Genomic DNA, 16,361 nt, shown 5'->3' with positions numbered 1-16,361 from the left:
GGGCGGAGCCGTGCGGCGGCGGTACCGACCGGCGCGCACGGACACACGCCTCGGAAGGGCAGGTCGCAGGGGCTGCGTCCTCCTGCCACCATCGCCGAAGGAGACCGGCACCGCCACTCGAACGGCCCACCCGCATCGGCAGCCCCGGCGCACCGTTTGCCGTCCGCCCGGAGGCGGTGACCGCGGCGGAGCGGGTCCCGCCCCGGGGGGTAGGGCAGGACCCGCGGTCCATGGCGGCTACCGGGGGCGCAGCGATATTTCCAGCGTCTGCTCGCTGTACGGGTCCAGGAGCTTCGCATGCTGGGCCGGGGCAGGTGGACGGTCCATGGGGGCAGGGGCCGTCGGCGGTGTGGGGGTGCTGCCGTTGAGGGAGACCTCGGCGCCGTTCTGCCGGGTGCCCCAGCCGGTCCGGGCGCAGGTGACGATGCCGTACCAGCGGAGCCAGCGCAGTACCGTCCAGGCGAGGACGATCGCCAGCGGCATCATCAGCCAGGTCAGCGCCCGGGACCGGATCCGTTCGTCGCTGCGGATGATGCCGAGGTAGCGCAGGCCCTGGGCCCAGCCGATGAGGAACGGCACCCACAGCATGGATGCGGGCGGCAGGTTGTTGAACGCGAGTGGTTCCACCAGCAGCAGCCAGACGGTGACCATCTGCACGAGGAACATCTGGAACCAGCGCAGCAGGTGCAGCCAGAACGCGGGCCGGGCGGGAGACAGGTACTTCATGCGCCACACGGAGCGGATGGTGGAACCCCGCATCCACCGCAGGTACATCCGGGAGAAGTGGGACCACTTCTCGGGCATGGCGGTGAACACCACGGCGCTCGGCTGCTGGACGGTGAGGCCGCGTTCCTGGGCGTAGAGAGTGAGCAGGCTGTCGTCGGAGAACATCACGGGACGGCCCATGAAGGTCTCGTTGAGGTAGGAGCCGAGGTTGTCCCGGACGACGTCGGCACGGTAGGCGGCGAGTGGCCCGGAGTTCACCATGACGGCGCCGACCGCGGACTGGCCGGAGCGGTCGACGAGCTGGGTCGTGGTGAACCACAGGTCGGTGATGCGCGCCAGGAGGTTGGCGCGGTTGTTGGTGGCGATGACGATGCCTGCCACCGACTGCACCCGCGGGCGGGTGAAGGGGGCGAGGACTTCGGCGACCGCGTCGGGGGCGAAGCAGGAGTCGGAGTCGCAGGTGATGTAGATGTCCGCGTCGGAGCTGACGCGGACGGCGTGGGCCTGGGCGTGGCGCTTGCCGCCGTTGGGGACGCGCTGCCAGCTGGTGGCGACGCCGGCCTGCCTGGCGGCCTGTTCCCACCAGGCCCGGACCTCGGCGTAGTCGCTGCTGGTGGAGCCGTCGTCGACGATGTGGACGCTGTTCGGCAGGCGGGTCTGGCGGAGGAAGGATTCGAGGCCGAGCTTCAGGTAGCCGGGGTCCTCGTTGTAGACGGGGACGAGAATGGACACGTGCAGTTCGTCCAGTTGGCGGGCCAGCCTCGGCGTCAGCCGGCGGGGCCGCTCCAGGTGGTACATGAGGGTCTGTGCCATGAAGACGAAGAACAGGGCGAGCCAGACCATCGACAGGCGGCTGGTGGTGCGGGAGTTCCAGTCGGAGGCGACAAGGGCGTGGTGGGCGGCCCAGGCGGCGGCGAGGCCGAGGACGAAGATGCCCATCAGTACGGTGCCGGACCGGTGCTGGCGCGCGGCCAGCACCGGGATCCGGCGGCGCCTGCCGCTCACTCCTCGCCCACGCTGCGGCCACGACGGAACCGCAGGCGGATCAGAAGTGCCCCGGCGATGACGAGGGTGGCTGCGGCGGCGATCATCCATCCGCCGATGTAATAGGCGGTGCCGCCGATGACAACCGTGCCGATGCCGGTCTGGGCGAGCTGTCCGTTGTCGGACATGTGCTGTTCCCCCCTGGGAGTGAAAACTTGTGCGGATGCAGTGCATCAGGTTGACAGCGACCTGTGTGACGTTTGGACCTGAGTTGAACGGATGTTGCGCACTGCGGGTGACCTGCGCGCATGGGAGAACGTAGTTCCGCTACGACACCTTGGTGACCTTCGACTGGCCCGCCCGTTTCGGACCACTCACGGGGTCGCACCATCACCCGGACCGGGCTCAGGAAACGAAGACGGAAGACGAAGCCAACAGGGAGGAAATGGCTTCGGTCTCCTGATTGCGTCCACCCTTCGAACGACCCCTGCCGGCACTCACCGCGTCGGGGTCCGGCGTGCCGAGAGCGAGGGTCTCGGCCGTGTCCGGCGCGGGCCGGTGCTGCTGTCAGCCCCGGCCCGCGCCGTTCACCGGGTCACCGTCCACTTCTGGTTGGAGGCACCGGTGCAGGTCCATATCTGCAGCCGGGTGCCGTTGGCGGAACTGCCGCCCGTGGCGTCCAGGCACTTGTCCGCCTGGGGGTTGACGATGTCGCGGGCGGCGGGGACCGCCCACTGCTGGGCGGCAGAGCCGTTGCAGTCCCAGAGCTGGACGGGGGTGCCGTCCGCCGTGCCGCCCGATGCGACGTCCAGGCACTTGCCGAGCGCGCGGATGGTGCCGTCGGAGCCGACGGTCCACCGCTGCGCGGCGGTGCCGTTGCAGTCGTACAGCTGGACAGGGGTGCCGTTGGCCGTGCCCGCGCCTGCGACGTCGACGCACTTGCCGCCGACGCCCGTGATGGGACCGCCGCCACCCGGCTGACCACTGTCCGTGCTGACCCGGACGTAGTCCACCAGGAGTTGCTGGGGGAACACCGTGCTGCCGTCCGGGTCTCCGGGCCAGTAGCCGCCGACGGCGAGGTTCAGGATCAGGAAGAAGGGCTTGTCGAAGACCCACTGCCGTCCGCCGAGGTCGGCGGGCGTGCGCCGCTGGTACACGGTGCCGTCGACGGACCAGGTGATCGCGTTCGGGCTCCAGTCGACGGCGAAGGTGTGGAAGGCGTCGGCGAACGCCTGACCACCGGGCAGCGTGTACCCGGCGCCTATACCTCCGGAGCCGGAGTAGCCGGGGCCGTGGAGGGTGCCGTGGACGGTGGACGGCTCGAAGCCCACGTTCTCCATGACGTCGATCTCACCGGAGTTCGGCCAGCCGACCTGCCCGATGTCGTTGCCGAGCATCCAGAACGCGGGCCACATGCCCTGTCCGCGCGGAATCTTCATCCGGGCCTCGACACGCCCGTACGTCGTGGTGAACCGACCGGCCGTGTTGAGCCGGGCCGACGTGTACTCGCACCTTCCGTACCAGCACTGGTAGTTGCCCGGGTTCTCCCTCCGGGCGGTGATGACCAGGTGGCCCTGACCGTCGAGGGCGGCGTTCCGGTTGCCCGCCGTGTAGTACTGCCGCTCGTGGTTGTTGACGTTGTCGCCCGTCTCGGTCTGCCATTTGGTCCCGTCGACGGCGGAGCCCGCGGGCCCGTCGAACTCGTCGGAGAACGTGACGGCGGCCGCTGCCGGGGCGGCGGCGGAAGGCGCGGTGATCCCTTCCTCGGGCGCGGGCGCGCCTTGCGCCAGTCCGGTGGACAGCGACGCGAAGGCGAGGACCGAGGCGAGGGACAGCAGCAGGCGCCGGGGCGAGCGCGGGAAGTCCATGTCTCTCCCTTCCAGGAGATCGTGGGGGGTGATGCCTATTGGCATGCGCATGACAGACACGGAGCCGAGCGGCGCGCTGAACCGATTGATCACCGCGCCGATGTGAATGTGGGGACGACAACTCGACCTGTGGGGCGTTCAGTTCACTTTGTGATTTAAGAAGTGAAGAAAACACCTGTCAAGGGCTTGGTCCAGTCCAACTTAGTGAACAAGACACCGCCCCAGCCGGTCAGGGGTCGATGCCCGCTCGCTCCCACGGGCAGGGCATGGCGCCATCGCGCCACGCGTGCAGGTCCTGACCGTCCAGGCACACGATGCCGCACTGCTGCGCGTACTCAAGGGCGGGGGCGGTGAAGTCGCTCGTCGTGACGAGCACCGCGATGTCGGCTTCGTGCACGGTGAAGCACGTCCCCCCGAAGCGCTGCATGTCCTGCGAGCCGACCTTGTGGTCGTCACCGTAGCGCTTGCACTGGATGACCAGACGCCGCCCGTCGGGGGTGACGGCTATGACGTCGGCGCCCAAGTCGCCTGCTCCTCCCACCACTTCCACCTCCCGGCAGTGGTCCCGGGCGCACAGTTCGGCTATGGCGTGCTCGAAGCCGTCGGGGTCGAGCTCGGTGTAGTCGGCCGGGGAGCCGAGGTCGATGGCCGTATCCTCCTGCCCCTGCACCAGCGGCCCGGCCGTGGTCTGTGCCGCGTCCGGCACCAGGCCCTGCGCATCGAGGCTGTCCGAGGCCGTCTCGGCTGCTTCCTCCAGTGCCTCGGCGGCTCGGCGCACGTACCTCGCGGTCGAGAAGCGGCGCCACCTGGACCGGCACAGCTGTGCGGCCGCGACACCCATGACGGCGAGCGAGCCGGCCCACAAAGGGTGGCGTTCGGCGGCGCCGGCCGCAGTACGGACCAGGAACGCCATGCCGCACAGGATGATCGCGAGCAGGAGGAAGAACAGGGCGGTCGCGCGCAGATCGAAGCGCCGCTCAGGGTCCGTGCGTCGAACTGGGCGCGAAGGTACACCCATTGCGCTCCCTCCCGTAGGGCAACAACCATGGTCACCTTTCTACGCGTGCCCAAGATCGTCACTCTTAACAACGGCCGCCACATGCGCGCCCCACCGTCGTGAACAGGAAGGCCGCGTACGTCACTCCCCCGGTCCGGCGGTCGAGCACCTCCGCACCGCCGCATCGCACCGCTCCACCGCCGCCCGCGGATCGAGCGCGTACGTGCCGTCGCCGAAGAGCTCGAACGTCATGCAGCCGTCGTAGCCGTGACGCTCGAAGGCCCGCAGGTAATCGGACAGCGGGAGTTCGCCGTCGCCCCAGGCCAGGTGTCCCATGGGGCGGCCGTCGATCAGGTGGACATGGAGGATGCGGTCACCGAGTGCGGCGAAGGCGTCGTCGACGGATTCGCCGGCCACGGCCATCGTGGCCGTGTCCAGCACCGCCCCGATTCGGGCGGTGCCGATCTCGTCGAGCATGGCCGCCAACGTGCGCGAGTCGTTGACCAGGTTGGACTCGACACGCTGGAGCGCTTCGAGCACGCATGTCACGCCGAGGGTGTCCGCGTAGGCGGCGATGTCGCCGATCGCGTCGACCGACCGGCGCCAGGCGGGGCCCGGGGGTTCGTCCTCGCGGCCTCGGCCAGGTGTCAACAGCAGTTTCCCTGACCCGAGTTCGGCACAGACCTCGGCAGCTCGGCGGAACATGGCGATGCTCTGCGTGCGTAGCCAGTCGACCGGCGAGGCCAGATTGACCGGGTACATGACCTGCTCCGGCGTCAGACAGTAGGCCGCGAGGCCACGTGCTTCGATACGGCGCCGCATGCCGCGCACGTCCGCGTCGCTGACCTGTGGGACGTGCAAGTGCGGGGCGATGCCCCACAGTTCGAGCTCTTCGCGGCCCAGTGCCGCCGCGTCGTCCAGGAAGGTGTCGAACGGCAGGTGCTGGTAGGCGAAGTTCGATCCGGTCAGCCGCGGCAGCCGGGCGGTGGGCATGTGGTCACCTCTCGTACGTGAGGGCCGTTTCACTTCCCGATCCCGTCGGCCAGGCCCTTGACGATGTAGCGCTGCCCGAAGAGGAACAGGAGCACGACCGGGACGGCGGCGATCACCATGCCGGCGAACACGACGGGGAAGTCGGTGCCGTGCTTGCTCATCAGGCTCGTGAGGCCGACCGGCAGCGTCTGCACGTCGCTGCCGTTGGTGAACACCATGGCGAACAGGTACTCGTTCCAGGCGAAGAGCACGTGCAGCAGGACGGTGGAGGTGATGATGGGCTTGCACATCGGCAGGACGATCCGCCAGAACGCGGTCCAGCGGCCGGCACCGTCGATCTGCGCCGCCTCGTCCACCTCGCGCGGCAGGTCGATCATGTAGGCGCGGATGAGGAAGGTGGTGAAGGGGACGCGGAAGGCCGTGTAGAGGATGAGCAGCGCCCAGAAGCTGTTGTACAGGCCGATCGACTGGAACATGCGCACCAGCGGTACGAGGGCGACGGTCGGGGTGAGCATGAGGCCGCCGAGGATGACGGCGGTGAGTACCTTGTTGAGCGGGATGTTCACCCGCGTGAGACCGTACGCCGCCCATGCACTGATGAAGACGGTCGCCGCGGTGGACGTCACCGTGACCAGGACGCTGGTCACGAGGTAGTCGCTCACGCCGCGGTTCCACGCGTCGCGGTAACTGTCGAAGCTGAAGCCGGTGGGGAACGCGAAGGGGTTGCCGAAGAGTTCGGCGTTGGTCTTGAACCCGTTCAGCACCATCCACAGGAGCGGATAGAGCACCACCACCGCGAGGCCCAGCAGGAAGGCCCACACGAACAGGCGCGCGATCACGCCGAGGAAGCCGAGGCGACTCACCATTCCACCCTTCTTCTACGGGTGAACCACAGCTGCACCATCGCGATCGTGAGGGTGATCACGAAGATCACGGTGCCGATGGCCGCGGCGTAGCCGAAGTCGTTGCGTACGAAGCCGTTGCGGTACAGCCACGTGCCGAGCACGTGGGTCGAGTTGTCGGGGCCACCGCTGGTCATCACCATGACCTCGTTGAACACCTGGAAGGCGCCCGAGACGGTGACCATGACCATCAGGCCGGTCATCTCCCGTACCAGTGGGAGTGTCACCTGGAAGAAGCGGCGGACGGGCCCGACGCCGTCGAGCGCGGCCGCTTCGTAGAGCTCCGAGGGGATGCGCTGGATGGCGACGGCGAACAGCAGCGTCGAGTACCCGAAGCCCTGCCACTGGCTCATGGCGATGACCGCCGTCATCGCGGTGCTCTCCTGACCCAGCCACGAGTGGTCGAACGTGCCCAGTCCGGCGGCTTCGAGCGCATGGTTGAGCAGTCCCATGTTGGGCTCGTAGATGAAGTAGAAGAGCAGTCCCGCGACGGTCAGGGAGATCGCGGAGGGGATGAAGTAGATCGTCCGCAGGGCACGCTGCCATCGCGTGCTGCGGATGCTCTCCACCAGCGCGGCGAGCAGCAGGGCGCCGAAGACCTGGAAGACGACCGACAGCAGGGCGTACGAGAGGTTGTTGGTGAACGAGGTCCAGAAGACCGGGTCACGGAACAGTTCGCGGTAGTTGTCCAGGCCGACGAATTCCTGGCTGCCGCTGTAGATGTCCCACGTCAGCGTGGAGTACCCGACGTTCTGGACGAGCGGGAGGTAGACGAACACTCCGAGCAGGACAAGGGCGGGCGCGGTCCACGCGAGCCCGGCTGCTCTTCGGTAGAGGGTGCGCACCGGCTTGATTCCCTTCGGCCGCGTGGATCACTTGGCGGAATCGGAGGCCCGGCGCACGCCGTCCATGACCTGTTCGGGCGACTTGCTGCCGCTGATGAGCGCCTCGCCGCCGGCCAGCCACGCGTCGGCGACTTCCGGGACGGTCACCATGTCGAGCCAGCCCGCGAGCCGGGGAGCCTTGTTGATCAGGTCGATGCCCTCGTGGACGGCCTTGCTGGACGTCTTCGGCGTCACCGCGCCGACCACGGTGCTCGGCTGGCCGTAGGGCGGCGCCGAGAGGGTCTTCGCACTGTCCGACGTCGTCACGAACTTCATGAAGTCGACGGCGAGGGCGGCACGCGGCGACCGGGCGTTGACGAGGTATCCCTCGGGTGCCCCTTCGACGACTTCCGGGTCGCCCTTCGCGCCGGCCGCGGCGGGCAGCGGGAAGATGCCCAGGTCGCTCGGCCTGAGGTTGCCGCCGGACGTGGTGCTGTCGAACTCCAGGATCTCCTGGTAGTACATGGCGGCCCTGCCCTGTCCGAAGGCTTCCTGCGCCGAGGTGTAGAGGACGCCGTTGGTACCGCTTCCGGTGTCGGTGCAGCCGGAGACGAGCGTCTTGAACTGCTTGAGGGCCGTGAGATACCCCGGGTCGTCCCACTGGGCGGTCTTCGGGTCGTAGTCGGCCTCGCGCACGGTGGTCGGCACGTTGTGGGCGAAGAGCTGCTGGAGGTAGTGCAGGGCGGGCCAGCCGTCCTTGTTGCCGAAGGCGATGGGTTCGTAGCCGGCTTCGCGCAGGTCGGGACAGGCGGCGATCAGTTCCTCGAAGGTCTTCGGCACGTCGATGCCGGCCTTGTCGAAGGCGGACTTGCTGTAGCCCATGAACTTGCCGTTGTTGTACAGCGGGACGCCGTAGTAGCGGCCGTCGTGGGCGAACGCCGACAAGGACGACTTGCCGAACGTCCTGCCCCATTCGGTGCCGGGGCCGATCACCTCGGTGAGATCCGCCGCGCGGCCTCCGCGTATGAAGTTCTCCGCCCAGTTGCCGGTCCAGGTGAAGTAGATGTCGGGCAGGGCGTCGGAGGCGGTGAGCGTCTTGGTCTTGTCCTTGATGCTCTGGTCGGTCTCCTGGATGAGCTCGACGTCGACCTTGGGGTGCTTGCGCTCGTACGCGGCGGCGAGGTCCTCGAAGTAGGGCTCCAGGGGTTCGCCGGCGAACTTGGTGAGGATGCTCAGGGTGCCGGAGTACTCCGGCTTCGCGGTCACGTCGGCCGCGGGACCCTTCGCCGGTCCGGCGAAGCAGCCGGTGAGGACGAGTGCCGAGGCCCCGAGGAGTGCCGCGGACCGCGTCAGTGCACGTGCGCGCATGGGCTTCCTTTCGTCGAGTGGGCGGGCCCGCCGAAGGTGCGGGCACGTCGGATCCGCTGCGGGTGTCCGGGACACGGCCGCTGGCGTGCGGCGACTGTACAGAGAATCTGATACCGGTACCAGAGCTGGAACAGAGAACTTCTCCGAGAAGGACCGGGAGCACGCTCTCCACCGGCCGCCCCTTGCACTTTCCATCAAAGAACCTGCAGCTCACGGCGATTACTACAGTCGATCACGAACCGGTGAGCACGCCACCGCTGTTGACGCGACCGGAACGCTGTGTCAGCGTGTGGGCCGCGTGATACCGGTATCAGGTCGCTCAGCGCCGCCGGCCGCACCCGTTCCCGAAAGGACGCGAAGATGCTCGGATTCGACGAGCCGGAATTCCTCTCCCAGTTGGCGAGCACGGTGGCCCTGCGCCCCCGGATCGAGGAGCTCGCCGACCGCCTCACGGACGAAGGTCTCGACAACCTGTTCCTCGTCGGCGCAGGCGGCACCTACGCCCAGATGTGGCCGTACGAGCGCCTCGCACGCCGTACGTCGACCCTGCCCGTGCACGCCGTGATCGCGGCGGAGCTGGTCACCGGCGGCGAGGCGACGCTCGGCGAACGCTCCGTGGCCGTCTTCACCTCGGTGTCGGGCACCACCGAGGACAGCCTCCGGGCCATCGAGTACTGCAAGGCGAAAGGCGTTCGCACCGTCGGATTCACCGGCTACGCCGACTCCCCCGTCGCCCGGAGCGTGGACGTGGCCCTCGTGTCCGAGCCGAAGGCCTGGCCGTTCGACCCCCAGATGCTGCTGCTCATGGGCCGACTGCTGGCGCGCCGAGGGGAGTTCGAGGGCTACGAGAAGCTCGCCGACGAGCTCGCCGGGCTTCCCGGCGTCCTCCTGGAGGTGGCGAAGCAGGCCGAGCCGACGGCCGCCGCCTTCGCCGAGGCCCACAAGGACACCGACTACCACTTCCTGGTCGGCGGCGGAAACCTGTGGGGATTCACCTACCTGTACTCCATGTGCATCCTGGAGGAGATGCAGTGGCTGCGCACCACCCGCGTGCACAGCGCCGAGTTCTTCCACGGCTCACTCGAACTCCTGGAGGAGGACACGAGCGTGCTCGTCTTCCAGGGCGAGGACGAGACACGGGCCCTCACCGACCGGGTCGAGGCCTTCGCCAAGCGCATCTCGCGCGATGTCACCGTCTTCGACACCCGCGACCACGCGTTGACCGGCATCAGCCCTGAGTTCCGCAGCCTGCTCGCCCCGCTGGTGCTCGACACCGTCATGGGCCGGGTCAGCAAGCACCTCGAACGGGTGCGCGGACACTCGCTGGACCTGCGCCGCTACTACCGCGTCATGGACTACTGAGATGCCGAGCCGGCCGCTGCCGCTTCGGGGAATCCCGGCGGCGGCGGCCGGCGCAGCGCGGCGCAGCGCCCTCGTCCTGCGCGAGACCCCCGGCGTCAGGCGCCGCGCTTGTCCCGCCGTCCGCACCGGCCGGTGCCGAGTCCGGTGCCGGCCACCCGTCCGTGTCCCCGCCCCGTGGCGTGCCGGGGCCACCGCACAGGAGAACCCCATGAGAGTCCTCGGCTTCGGCGACAACATCGTCGACCGGTTCGTCGACCGCGGCATCGACTACCCGGGCGGCAACAGCGTGAACGTGGCCGTCTACGCAAGGCGCCTCGGTCTGGAGGCGGCTTACCTCGGGGTGTTCGCCGACGACCCCCTCGGCCGGTTCCTGCGTGAGGCCATCGCCGACAGCGGTGTGGCCGTCGACCGCTGCGTCGTGCGCGAGGGCGAGAGCGGTGTGTCCACCTTGCGGGTCGACGCCGGCGACCGTGTCTTCCTCGGCTGGAACGGTGGCGGTGTCACCGTTCGGGAGCCGCTCGTCCTCGACAGCGCCCTGCTCGCCTACGTGTCGTCCTTCGACCTCGTGCACTCCAGCGTGTACTCGGGCAGCGAGGGCGAGCTGCCCAAGCTCGCCGGACTCGACACGCTCACGTCGTTCGACCTCTCCAGCGAGGAGGAGTTCCGTACGCCCGACTACCTGGACCGCGTCTGCCCGCACGCCGACCTCGTGCTGCTGTCCTGCTCCCATCTGGACGAGGCCGCCACCCGGGACCTGCTGGCGCAGGCCGTGCACCGCGGAGCCGGGCTCGCGCTCGCCACCCGCGGCGCCGAGGGTGCCATCGCGCACGACGGCCGTACGACCGTCGCCGCGCCGGCGCGCCCCCTGGACGACGAGACGTCCGTCGTCGACACGATGGGCTGCGGTGACGCCTTCCTCGCCGGGTTCGTGGTCTCACTGCTGCGCGCGGGCTGGACGAGAGCGGCCCCGCCGGACAGCCGTCTGCTGGAGTGCGCGTTGCACGCCGGGGCGGACGCCGCCCATGACCAGTGCTTCACCGAGGCGGCATTCGGCCACGGCCGGCCCGGCGACCGACCGGCCGTGTCTAGCATGTGGACAGCCATCGACGAGGAGAAGTGAGGTACCGGGCAATGTCAGGAGAGCGGCCCCGCGCGTCGGCGCCCCCGACGATCTCCGAGGTGGCCGCAGAGGCCGGCGTCGGCCGGGCGACCGCGGCCCGAACGCTCGGCGGGTACGGATACGTCAGCCCCGAGCTGAAGGAGCGGGTGCTCGCCGCTGCCGAGAAGCTCGGCTACCGGGCGAACGCGCTGGCCCGCAGCATGTCGACGGGAGTGACCCACACGCTCGGGGTCATCGTCGCGGACATCGGCAACCCCTTCTTCGCGGGTGTCGTGCGCGGCATCTGCGACACCTCCCGCGCCCGCGGCTTCGACACGCTCGTGCTGAGTACGTACGAGAAGCTCGACGAGGAGGTCGCGGCGACCAACGTCCTCATCGACAAGCGCGTCGACGGCATGATCGTCGCGTCGGCCGCGGTCGACCGCGCTTCGGTCGGCCACATCCGCACGGCCCTCGACCGCGGCATCCCGGTCGTCCTCGTCGACCGCGCGGTGTCCGCGCTCGAACTCGACGCCGTCGTCATCGACAACCGGGAGGCGGCGCGCGAGGCGGTCGAGACGCTCATCGCGGCCGGTCACCGTCGTATCGGATTCGTCTGGGGACCGCCGGTGGACAAGCCTCCCGCCACACGGCGCGAACTGATCTCCGCCGCGTCCCGGAATCTGTGGACCGACGGGGAGCGCCTGCGCGGATACCTCGACGCGCTCGACGACGCTGGCATTCCCTTCGACCCCGAGCTGGTGATGGTGGGGCCGAAGGAGGAGGAGCGGGCGACGGAAGAGGTCGCCCGGATGCTCGGCCTCCCCGACCGCGTCACCGCACTGTTCTGCACCGAGACCGACGGCGTCACCGGTGCTCTGCGCGCCGTGCGGGACCGGGAGTTGTCCTGCCCTGGTGATGTGTCCTTGATCGGTTTCGACGACAGTGCCTGGGCGGCGGTCATGGTGCCACCGCTGACGATGATCCGACAGCCGGTGCACCAACTCGGCTCCAAGGCCGCCGAAGTGCTGCTCGACGTCCTCGAAGGAGCCGAAGCGCGCCGCGAGATGCACACACTCCGCACACGCCTCGTCCAACGATCATCGGTCGCGCCGCCGCCGGCCTGAGCACACCGTCCGCCGAGGAGACCGGTGGGCGCGGTGGAGTGGACGGTGCCGGTCGGCTCCCCCCGTCCACCGCGCTCACAGCACGCCGCCGGGGCCCACACCCCGTCCGCCTCGTGCCGGGGCCGTCTCACACGTGCCGCGGCGGGCGTTCCTCGGAGAGGTCGTAGAGATTGTCGCGCTCGACCGTGCACAGGGCCCAGATGATGAAGCCCGAGATCGCGATCATCACGACCGACCAGACCGGGTAGTACGGCAGGGAGAGGAAGTTGGCGATGATGACGAGTCCGGCGATGACCACTCCGGCGACGCGTGCCCACGTCGCGGTCTGGAGCAGCCCGATGCTGACGATCACGGCTACCACGCCCAGAACCAGGTGGATCCAGCCCCAGCTCGTCAGGTCGAACGCGAACACGTAGTTGCGCGTCGTGACGAAGATGTCGTCCTCGGCGATCGCCGTTATGCCTCGGCAGAGGTCGAGCACGCCGACGAGAAAGAGCATGACGGCGGCGAAGGCCGTCAGGCCGGTCGCCCACTCCTGCTTCGCCGTGTGTTGTGCCGGCCGGGGATGTGTCGCGGTCATGTTGCGCCTCTTTTCTTCGTGTGCGGATGCTCAGCGGCCGGAGGTGCCGCTGGTGGGGCCCGGGTGTTCGGCCGGGCCGTGCCCGCTCAGGACCAGTTCCTTCGCCCGGCGGAACTCCTCGTCGGTGATGGCCCCGCGGTCGCGGATCTCCGACAGCCTGGCGAGCTCGTCGACGCTGCTGGGCCGGCCGCCGGCCGCGGTCTGCCGGATGTAGGCGTTGAACTCCTCCTGCTGCGCACGCGCCTGCGCGATCTCCCGGCGGCCCATGCTCCTGCCGCGGGCTATCACGTAGACGAGCACGCCCAGGAAGGGCAGGACGATGCAGAACACCAGCCAGCCGGCCTTCGCCCAGCCCCCCATGCTGTCGTCACGGAAGATGTCGACGACGATCCGGAACAGCAGGATGAACCACATGATCCACAGGAAGAACCAGAGCAGGGTCCAGAAGGCGCCCAGCAGCGGATAGTCGTACGCCAGATAGGTCTGCGCGCTCATGTCGGTCCTCCGTCCCGGGCCTTCGCCCCGCAGCCGTTCCATGCCGTCATCAGCGTGCCTCCGGCAATCACCCGACGGCCTCACCCTGCGGGGGTGAGTGCGCGGCGCGCAGGCCCCCCCCGCGGGGTCCGGCTCTCGCAGTCGGTCAGGGTCCGCTCTCCGCGCGGCCGTGGGGTGCGGCGACCGCCCGGTACCAGGAGGTGGAGGCGGCGTACGCGCCGAGAGCCAGGCCCGAGACGGCCACCAGGAAGACGGCGATCAACCAGGAAAGGAAGGTGAAGACAGGTCCCAACGGGCCGAACTCGGCCAGGCTGTGCTCCATGGCCGTGGGCATCAGCACGCGGGCGGCCCGGCTCAGCAGGACCGCACCAGCGCCCGCGAGCAGTGCTCCGGGCAGCAGGCTCCGCCAGCCGATCCGGCCGCCCAGCAGCAGATACTGGGACCACCACCACAGCAGCGTCGCCGAGAGCACGGACAGCACCAGCCCGGCCACGGCGCCCCCGCCCAGGCCACTGCGCAACGGCGCCTGGAGCAGGAGGAAGACCAGCCAGAGGACCAGCCAGAGCAGCCAGCGCCAGACCGCGGTCCGCACCGGTGCGCGCGGCAGGTGCCAGCACCGCTCGCACACCGCCTGGAGCGCCCGGCTGAACGCGGTGGCCGACACCAGCGTCACCACCACACCCACGGCCCCGGCGGTGTTCCGTGTCGTGCCGGTGGCGGAGAAGACCTCGCGAATCTCGTCGAGGGTGTCGCCGCGCACTCCCAGCACCGTGCGGAGGGAGTCGGCCAGCAAGTCCTGCATCCAGCCGGGGGCGAACGCCGCGACGGTCATCAGCAGCGGGAGTCCGGTCAGGAACGCCTGCGCGGCGAGCCGTACGGATCCCTCCACGACGTTGAGTGCCGACAGGCGGGACAGCAACCGGGCCGTGGCGCCCGACCGCAGGCCCGCCGCGAGCCGCCCAGCCGTCGGCCTTCGGAACGCGCGCCCGAGCCCGGGTTTCCCGGCCATGGCTCACTGGGCCGCCCGGTCGGCCGGTCCGGCGGCGGCCGCGAGGATCGCCAGGACGACCAGGACGGCCAGGGCGACGCCGAGAACGAGAGCCACCGCTCCGACCGTGGGATGGTTCCAGAGCACCAGCGCCAGCGCTGCGGCCGCGATGACACCACCGGTGGTCCGCGCCCGGTGGTCCGTCAGCCGGCGTCCCGTGGACCCGGTGTGCACTCCGGCGCGGCCGAGGGCCCGGCCGGCGGCCGTCGTCCACCGTTGTGCCGTCGTGCGGACGGCGCGGGCAGGGCGTCCGGGGCCGTACAGGTACGCGGCCAGCGCCGTGATGACCGAGACGACCAGCAGGGTGCGCGTACTGTCGCGCAGGAAGCGGACGAACGTGTCGAAGATCGCCGCGGCGGCGTCGGGGGGCAGCGCCGTGGGCGGGACCGAGTCCAGATACACCCGTCGGAACACGGCCAACGCGACGAGCAGTACGGCCATCATCACGCCGGTACCGACCGCGGTGATCATCAGCATCACCCGGTGCGCCGGAGCCGTCCACACGGCGAGCACGGCGAGTACGACGGTCAGGACGGGCAGCCAGACGCCGAGGACGTCCAGCAGTCGCATCGTCTCCTGTGCCTTGCCCAGTTCCTCCGCCTCGAACAGTGTGATCGTCCGGTCGGTGTCCGGGATGGCGGCGGCCTTGTCGAAGCCCGCGTCGACGAGCCGCTCGCGTACCTGGTCGACGACCTCTCCCAGGTCCAGCCGGACGGCCCCGCCCTCGGCGCGCACGGCACCCTCGCCGTCGCCTGTGAGGACGTTCGCCACCGCGGCGTGCGCCCGCCGGTTGGCGCCCTCCCACGCCTGCTGGAAGGCGTCGCCGGCGACCACGCGGCCGACGATGCGGTCCACGACGGTACTGACCGCGTTGTGCAGCGGGGCCGTGAGGGCGTCGGCCCCCTCCACGACACGGGGTGGTGCCCCGGTGTCCTGGAGGGCCTTGGCGAGCGCGTCCGTGACCGCCTCGACGTCCACGTTGTCCACGACCCGGTCCGTGATGCGGTCGGTCACGACGGCCTGCACGGAGGGGTCGGACGCCAGGGGGGCGACGGTCTCTACGTACCTGTCGGTGTCGGAGACCGTGTCCTGGACCCAGGCCGCGACGACGGCCGCAGGGGCGAGCAGCAAGGCCAGCAGGAGCAGGAGGGAGGCGCCGGCCTGGCGTCCCCGCCTGTGACGCACCGCCGCGTCATGGCGCAGTGGCTCGTACTCCGCTCGTTCCTCGGCGGTGACGGCGTGTTCCGGCTTCGCGGCTCCGCCGGAGTCCGGCGAACCCTGGGACGCGGCCGGGTTCATGGGTGTTCCTTTCCTGCAGTTGGGGTGTCAGGCCGTCGGGGCGGGGGCGTGCGGCCCCGTGGTGCGCGCCTTTCGGAGCGCGGCCCGCCACGCCAGGGCGACCGCCGTCTCGGCCAGACCGAGCAGGACGAGCCACAGGCCGAGCAGCCGGGTCAGGGCGCGGGCCGACTCGGCCGGCAGGGCGAGGACCACGATCCCCGCGACGATGCCGAGCACCGCCGCGCCCAGGACGACGCCGCGGTGCGGCAGGTCGTCGACGGTGAGGGCCGTGTAGAGGGTGAGGATGCCGGACACGAGCCAGACCACCCCGACGATCAGCGAGAGCGCTGCGATCGTCTGCAGCGGATCCCTCAGGCACAGCACCCCGGCGAGGACGAACAGCACGGCGAGAAGCAGCCCGGGGAGCCGTTCGCTCCCCTCCCGTGCGAAGAGCGCCACGAACCGGAACGCCCCGGTCGCCAGCAGGTACAGGCCGGTGAGGACTGCCAGGACGTGCAGCGTCCCCTCCGGCCAGACCAGTATCAGGACGCCCGGCACCAGGGTCGCGACGGCCGAGCCCAGGAGCCAGGTCCATGAACGCCCCATCCGCGCCAGTGCCTGCAGGGGGCCGCCCGTCGCACCGGGGGCCGCCCCATCGGGTTCGTAGTCCTGCCCGGTACGCGATGTCGGACCACGCGGCATGCCCATGA

At 69.8% G+C, this 16,361-nt stretch carries 16 protein-coding genes; 3 read left to right on the top strand and 13 right to left on the bottom strand.

Annotated features, from left to right (window positions below):
- Nucleotides 1–237: 237 nt before the first annotated feature.
- The 8 genes from IE260_RS21920 to IE260_RS21885 form a co-directional block, all read right to left on the bottom strand.
- Nucleotides 238–1,731: a glycosyltransferase gene (locus tag IE260_RS21920; protein WP_229881024.1), complete on the bottom strand. Its 1,494-nt coding sequence runs from the start codon at nucleotides 1,729–1,731 to the stop codon at nucleotides 238–240.
- Nucleotides 1,728–1,898 (bottom strand): hypothetical protein, encoded by a 171-nt coding sequence (locus IE260_RS21915; RefSeq protein ID WP_189874622.1) that lies wholly within the window; start codon nucleotides 1,896–1,898, stop codon nucleotides 1,728–1,730. Before IE260_RS21915 ends, IE260_RS21920 begins: the two co-directional genes overlap by 4 nt.
- 399 nt (nucleotides 1,899–2,297) lie before the next feature.
- Complete coding sequence (locus IE260_RS21910; protein ID WP_189874441.1) at nucleotides 2,298–3,578, bottom strand: glycoside hydrolase family 16 protein; 1,281 nt, start codon at nucleotides 3,576–3,578, stop codon at nucleotides 2,298–2,300.
- A 229-nt stretch (nucleotides 3,579–3,807) separates the two neighbouring features.
- Nucleotides 3,808–4,596, bottom strand: a complete 789-nt coding sequence (locus IE260_RS21905; protein ID WP_189874439.1) for a restriction endonuclease — start codon at nucleotides 4,594–4,596, stop codon at nucleotides 3,808–3,810.
- 120 nt (nucleotides 4,597–4,716) lie between these two features.
- The gene (locus IE260_RS21900; protein WP_189874437.1) at nucleotides 4,717–5,568 is read right to left on the bottom strand and encodes a sugar phosphate isomerase/epimerase family protein; all 852 of its coding nucleotides are present in this window, start codon (nucleotides 5,566–5,568) and stop codon (nucleotides 4,717–4,719) included.
- 29 nt (nucleotides 5,569–5,597) lie between these two features.
- Complete coding sequence (locus IE260_RS21895; protein WP_189874435.1) at nucleotides 5,598–6,434, bottom strand: carbohydrate ABC transporter permease; 837 nt, start codon at nucleotides 6,432–6,434, stop codon at nucleotides 5,598–5,600.
- Nucleotides 6,428–7,315 carry a carbohydrate ABC transporter permease gene (locus tag IE260_RS21890; protein WP_189874433.1) on the bottom strand — a complete coding sequence of 296 codons (888 nt, stop codon included), beginning with the start codon at nucleotides 7,313–7,315 and terminating at the stop codon, nucleotides 6,428–6,430. The genes IE260_RS21895 and IE260_RS21890 overlap by 7 nt, the downstream gene beginning before the upstream one ends.
- A 27-nt stretch (nucleotides 7,316–7,342) precedes the next feature.
- Nucleotides 7,343–8,662, bottom strand: a complete 1,320-nt coding sequence (locus IE260_RS21885) for an ABC transporter substrate-binding protein (protein WP_189874431.1) — start codon at nucleotides 8,660–8,662, stop codon at nucleotides 7,343–7,345.
- A gap of 360 nt (nucleotides 8,663–9,022) precedes the next feature.
- Here IE260_RS21885 and IE260_RS21880 point away from each other — a divergent pair, with 360 nt between their 5' ends.
- From IE260_RS21880 to IE260_RS21870, 3 genes are all read left to right on the top strand, one after another.
- Complete coding sequence (locus IE260_RS21880) at nucleotides 9,023–10,024, top strand: SIS domain-containing protein (RefSeq protein ID WP_189874429.1); 1,002 nt, start codon at nucleotides 9,023–9,025, stop codon at nucleotides 10,022–10,024.
- A gap of 208 nt (nucleotides 10,025–10,232) precedes the next feature.
- Complete coding sequence (locus IE260_RS21875) at nucleotides 10,233–11,144, top strand: PfkB family carbohydrate kinase (RefSeq protein ID WP_189874427.1); 912 nt, start codon at nucleotides 10,233–10,235, stop codon at nucleotides 11,142–11,144.
- Nucleotides 11,145–11,203: 59 nt separating this feature from the next.
- On the top strand, nucleotides 11,204–12,250 hold the full coding sequence (locus IE260_RS21870; protein ID WP_229881021.1) for a LacI family DNA-binding transcriptional regulator: 1,047 nt from the start codon (nucleotides 11,204–11,206) through the stop codon (nucleotides 12,248–12,250).
- A 127-nt stretch (nucleotides 12,251–12,377) separates the two neighbouring features.
- Here IE260_RS21870 and IE260_RS21865 read toward each other — a convergent pair whose 3' ends face one another.
- The 5 genes from IE260_RS21865 to IE260_RS21845 all read right to left on the bottom strand — a co-directional run bounded on the left by IE260_RS21865 (nucleotide 12,378) and on the right by IE260_RS21845 (nucleotide 16,359).
- The gene (locus tag IE260_RS21865) at nucleotides 12,378–12,830 is read right to left on the bottom strand and encodes a DUF7144 family membrane protein (RefSeq protein WP_189874423.1); all 453 of its coding nucleotides are present in this window, start codon (nucleotides 12,828–12,830) and stop codon (nucleotides 12,378–12,380) included.
- A gap of 30 nt (nucleotides 12,831–12,860) precedes the next feature.
- The gene (locus IE260_RS21860) at nucleotides 12,861–13,325 is read right to left on the bottom strand and encodes an SHOCT domain-containing protein (RefSeq protein WP_189874421.1); all 465 of its coding nucleotides are present in this window, start codon (nucleotides 13,323–13,325) and stop codon (nucleotides 12,861–12,863) included.
- A gap of 145 nt (nucleotides 13,326–13,470) precedes the next feature.
- On the bottom strand, nucleotides 13,471–14,334 hold the full coding sequence (locus IE260_RS21855; protein WP_189874419.1) for a YhjD/YihY/BrkB family envelope integrity protein: 864 nt from the start codon (nucleotides 14,332–14,334) through the stop codon (nucleotides 13,471–13,473).
- A 3-nt stretch (nucleotides 14,335–14,337) separates the two neighbouring features.
- A complete protein-coding gene (locus IE260_RS21850; protein WP_189874417.1) occupies nucleotides 14,338–15,672 on the bottom strand; it encodes a hypothetical protein in 1,335 nt (444 codons plus the stop codon).
- A gap of 27 nt (nucleotides 15,673–15,699) precedes the next feature.
- Nucleotides 15,700–16,359, bottom strand: a complete 660-nt coding sequence (locus tag IE260_RS21845) for an HdeD family acid-resistance protein (RefSeq protein WP_189874415.1) — start codon at nucleotides 16,357–16,359, stop codon at nucleotides 15,700–15,702.
- Between the last annotated feature and the right edge of the window lie 2 nt (nucleotides 16,360–16,361).

The sequence above is a fragment of the Streptomyces viridiviolaceus genome (genome assembly GCF_014650995.1).
Taxonomy (GTDB): domain Bacteria; phylum Actinomycetota; class Actinomycetes; order Streptomycetales; family Streptomycetaceae; genus Streptomyces; species Streptomyces viridiviolaceus.
The sequence above is the reverse complement of the archived record's forward strand: the minus strand, read 5'-3'. Positions and strand labels throughout refer to the sequence as shown.

What these genes read in the sequence shown, in the direction of transcription:
- IE260_RS21915 (WP_189874622.1), bottom strand. Translation starts at nt 1,898, where the DNA reads ATGTCCGACAACGGACAGCTCGCCCAGACCGGCATCGGCACGGTTGTC.
- IE260_RS21910 (WP_189874441.1), bottom strand. Translation starts at nt 3,578, where the DNA reads ATGGACTTCCCGCGCTCGCCCCGGCGCCTGCTGCTGTCCCTCGCCTCG.
- IE260_RS21905 (WP_189874439.1), bottom strand. Translation starts at nt 4,596, where the DNA reads ATGGGTGTACCTTCGCGCCCAGTTCGACGCACGGACCCTGAGCGGCGC.
- IE260_RS21900 (WP_189874437.1), bottom strand. Translation starts at nt 5,568, where the DNA reads ATGCCCACCGCCCGGCTGCCGCGGCTGACCGGATCGAACTTCGCCTAC.
- IE260_RS21895 (WP_189874435.1), bottom strand. Translation starts at nt 6,434, where the DNA reads ATGGTGAGTCGCCTCGGCTTCCTCGGCGTGATCGCGCGCCTGTTCGTG.
- IE260_RS21885 (WP_189874431.1), bottom strand. Translation starts at nt 8,662, where the DNA reads ATGCGCGCACGTGCACTGACGCGGTCCGCGGCACTCCTCGGGGCCTCG.
- IE260_RS21880 (WP_189874429.1), top strand. Translation starts at nt 9,023, where the DNA reads ATGCTCGGATTCGACGAGCCGGAATTCCTCTCCCAGTTGGCGAGCACG.
- IE260_RS21875 (WP_189874427.1), top strand. Translation starts at nt 10,233, where the DNA reads ATGAGAGTCCTCGGCTTCGGCGACAACATCGTCGACCGGTTCGTCGAC.
- IE260_RS21865 (WP_189874423.1), bottom strand. Translation starts at nt 12,830, where the DNA reads ATGACCGCGACACATCCCCGGCCGGCACAACACACGGCGAAGCAGGAG.
- IE260_RS21860 (WP_189874421.1), bottom strand. Translation starts at nt 13,325, where the DNA reads ATGAGCGCGCAGACCTATCTGGCGTACGACTATCCGCTGCTGGGCGCC.
- IE260_RS21855 (WP_189874419.1), bottom strand. Translation starts at nt 14,334, where the DNA reads ATGGCCGGGAAACCCGGGCTCGGGCGCGCGTTCCGAAGGCCGACGGCT.
- IE260_RS21850 (WP_189874417.1), bottom strand. Translation starts at nt 15,672, where the DNA reads ATGAACCCGGCCGCGTCCCAGGGTTCGCCGGACTCCGGCGGAGCCGCG.
- IE260_RS21845 (WP_189874415.1), bottom strand. Translation starts at nt 16,359, where the DNA reads ATGGGCATGCCGCGTGGTCCGACATCGCGTACCGGGCAGGACTACGAA.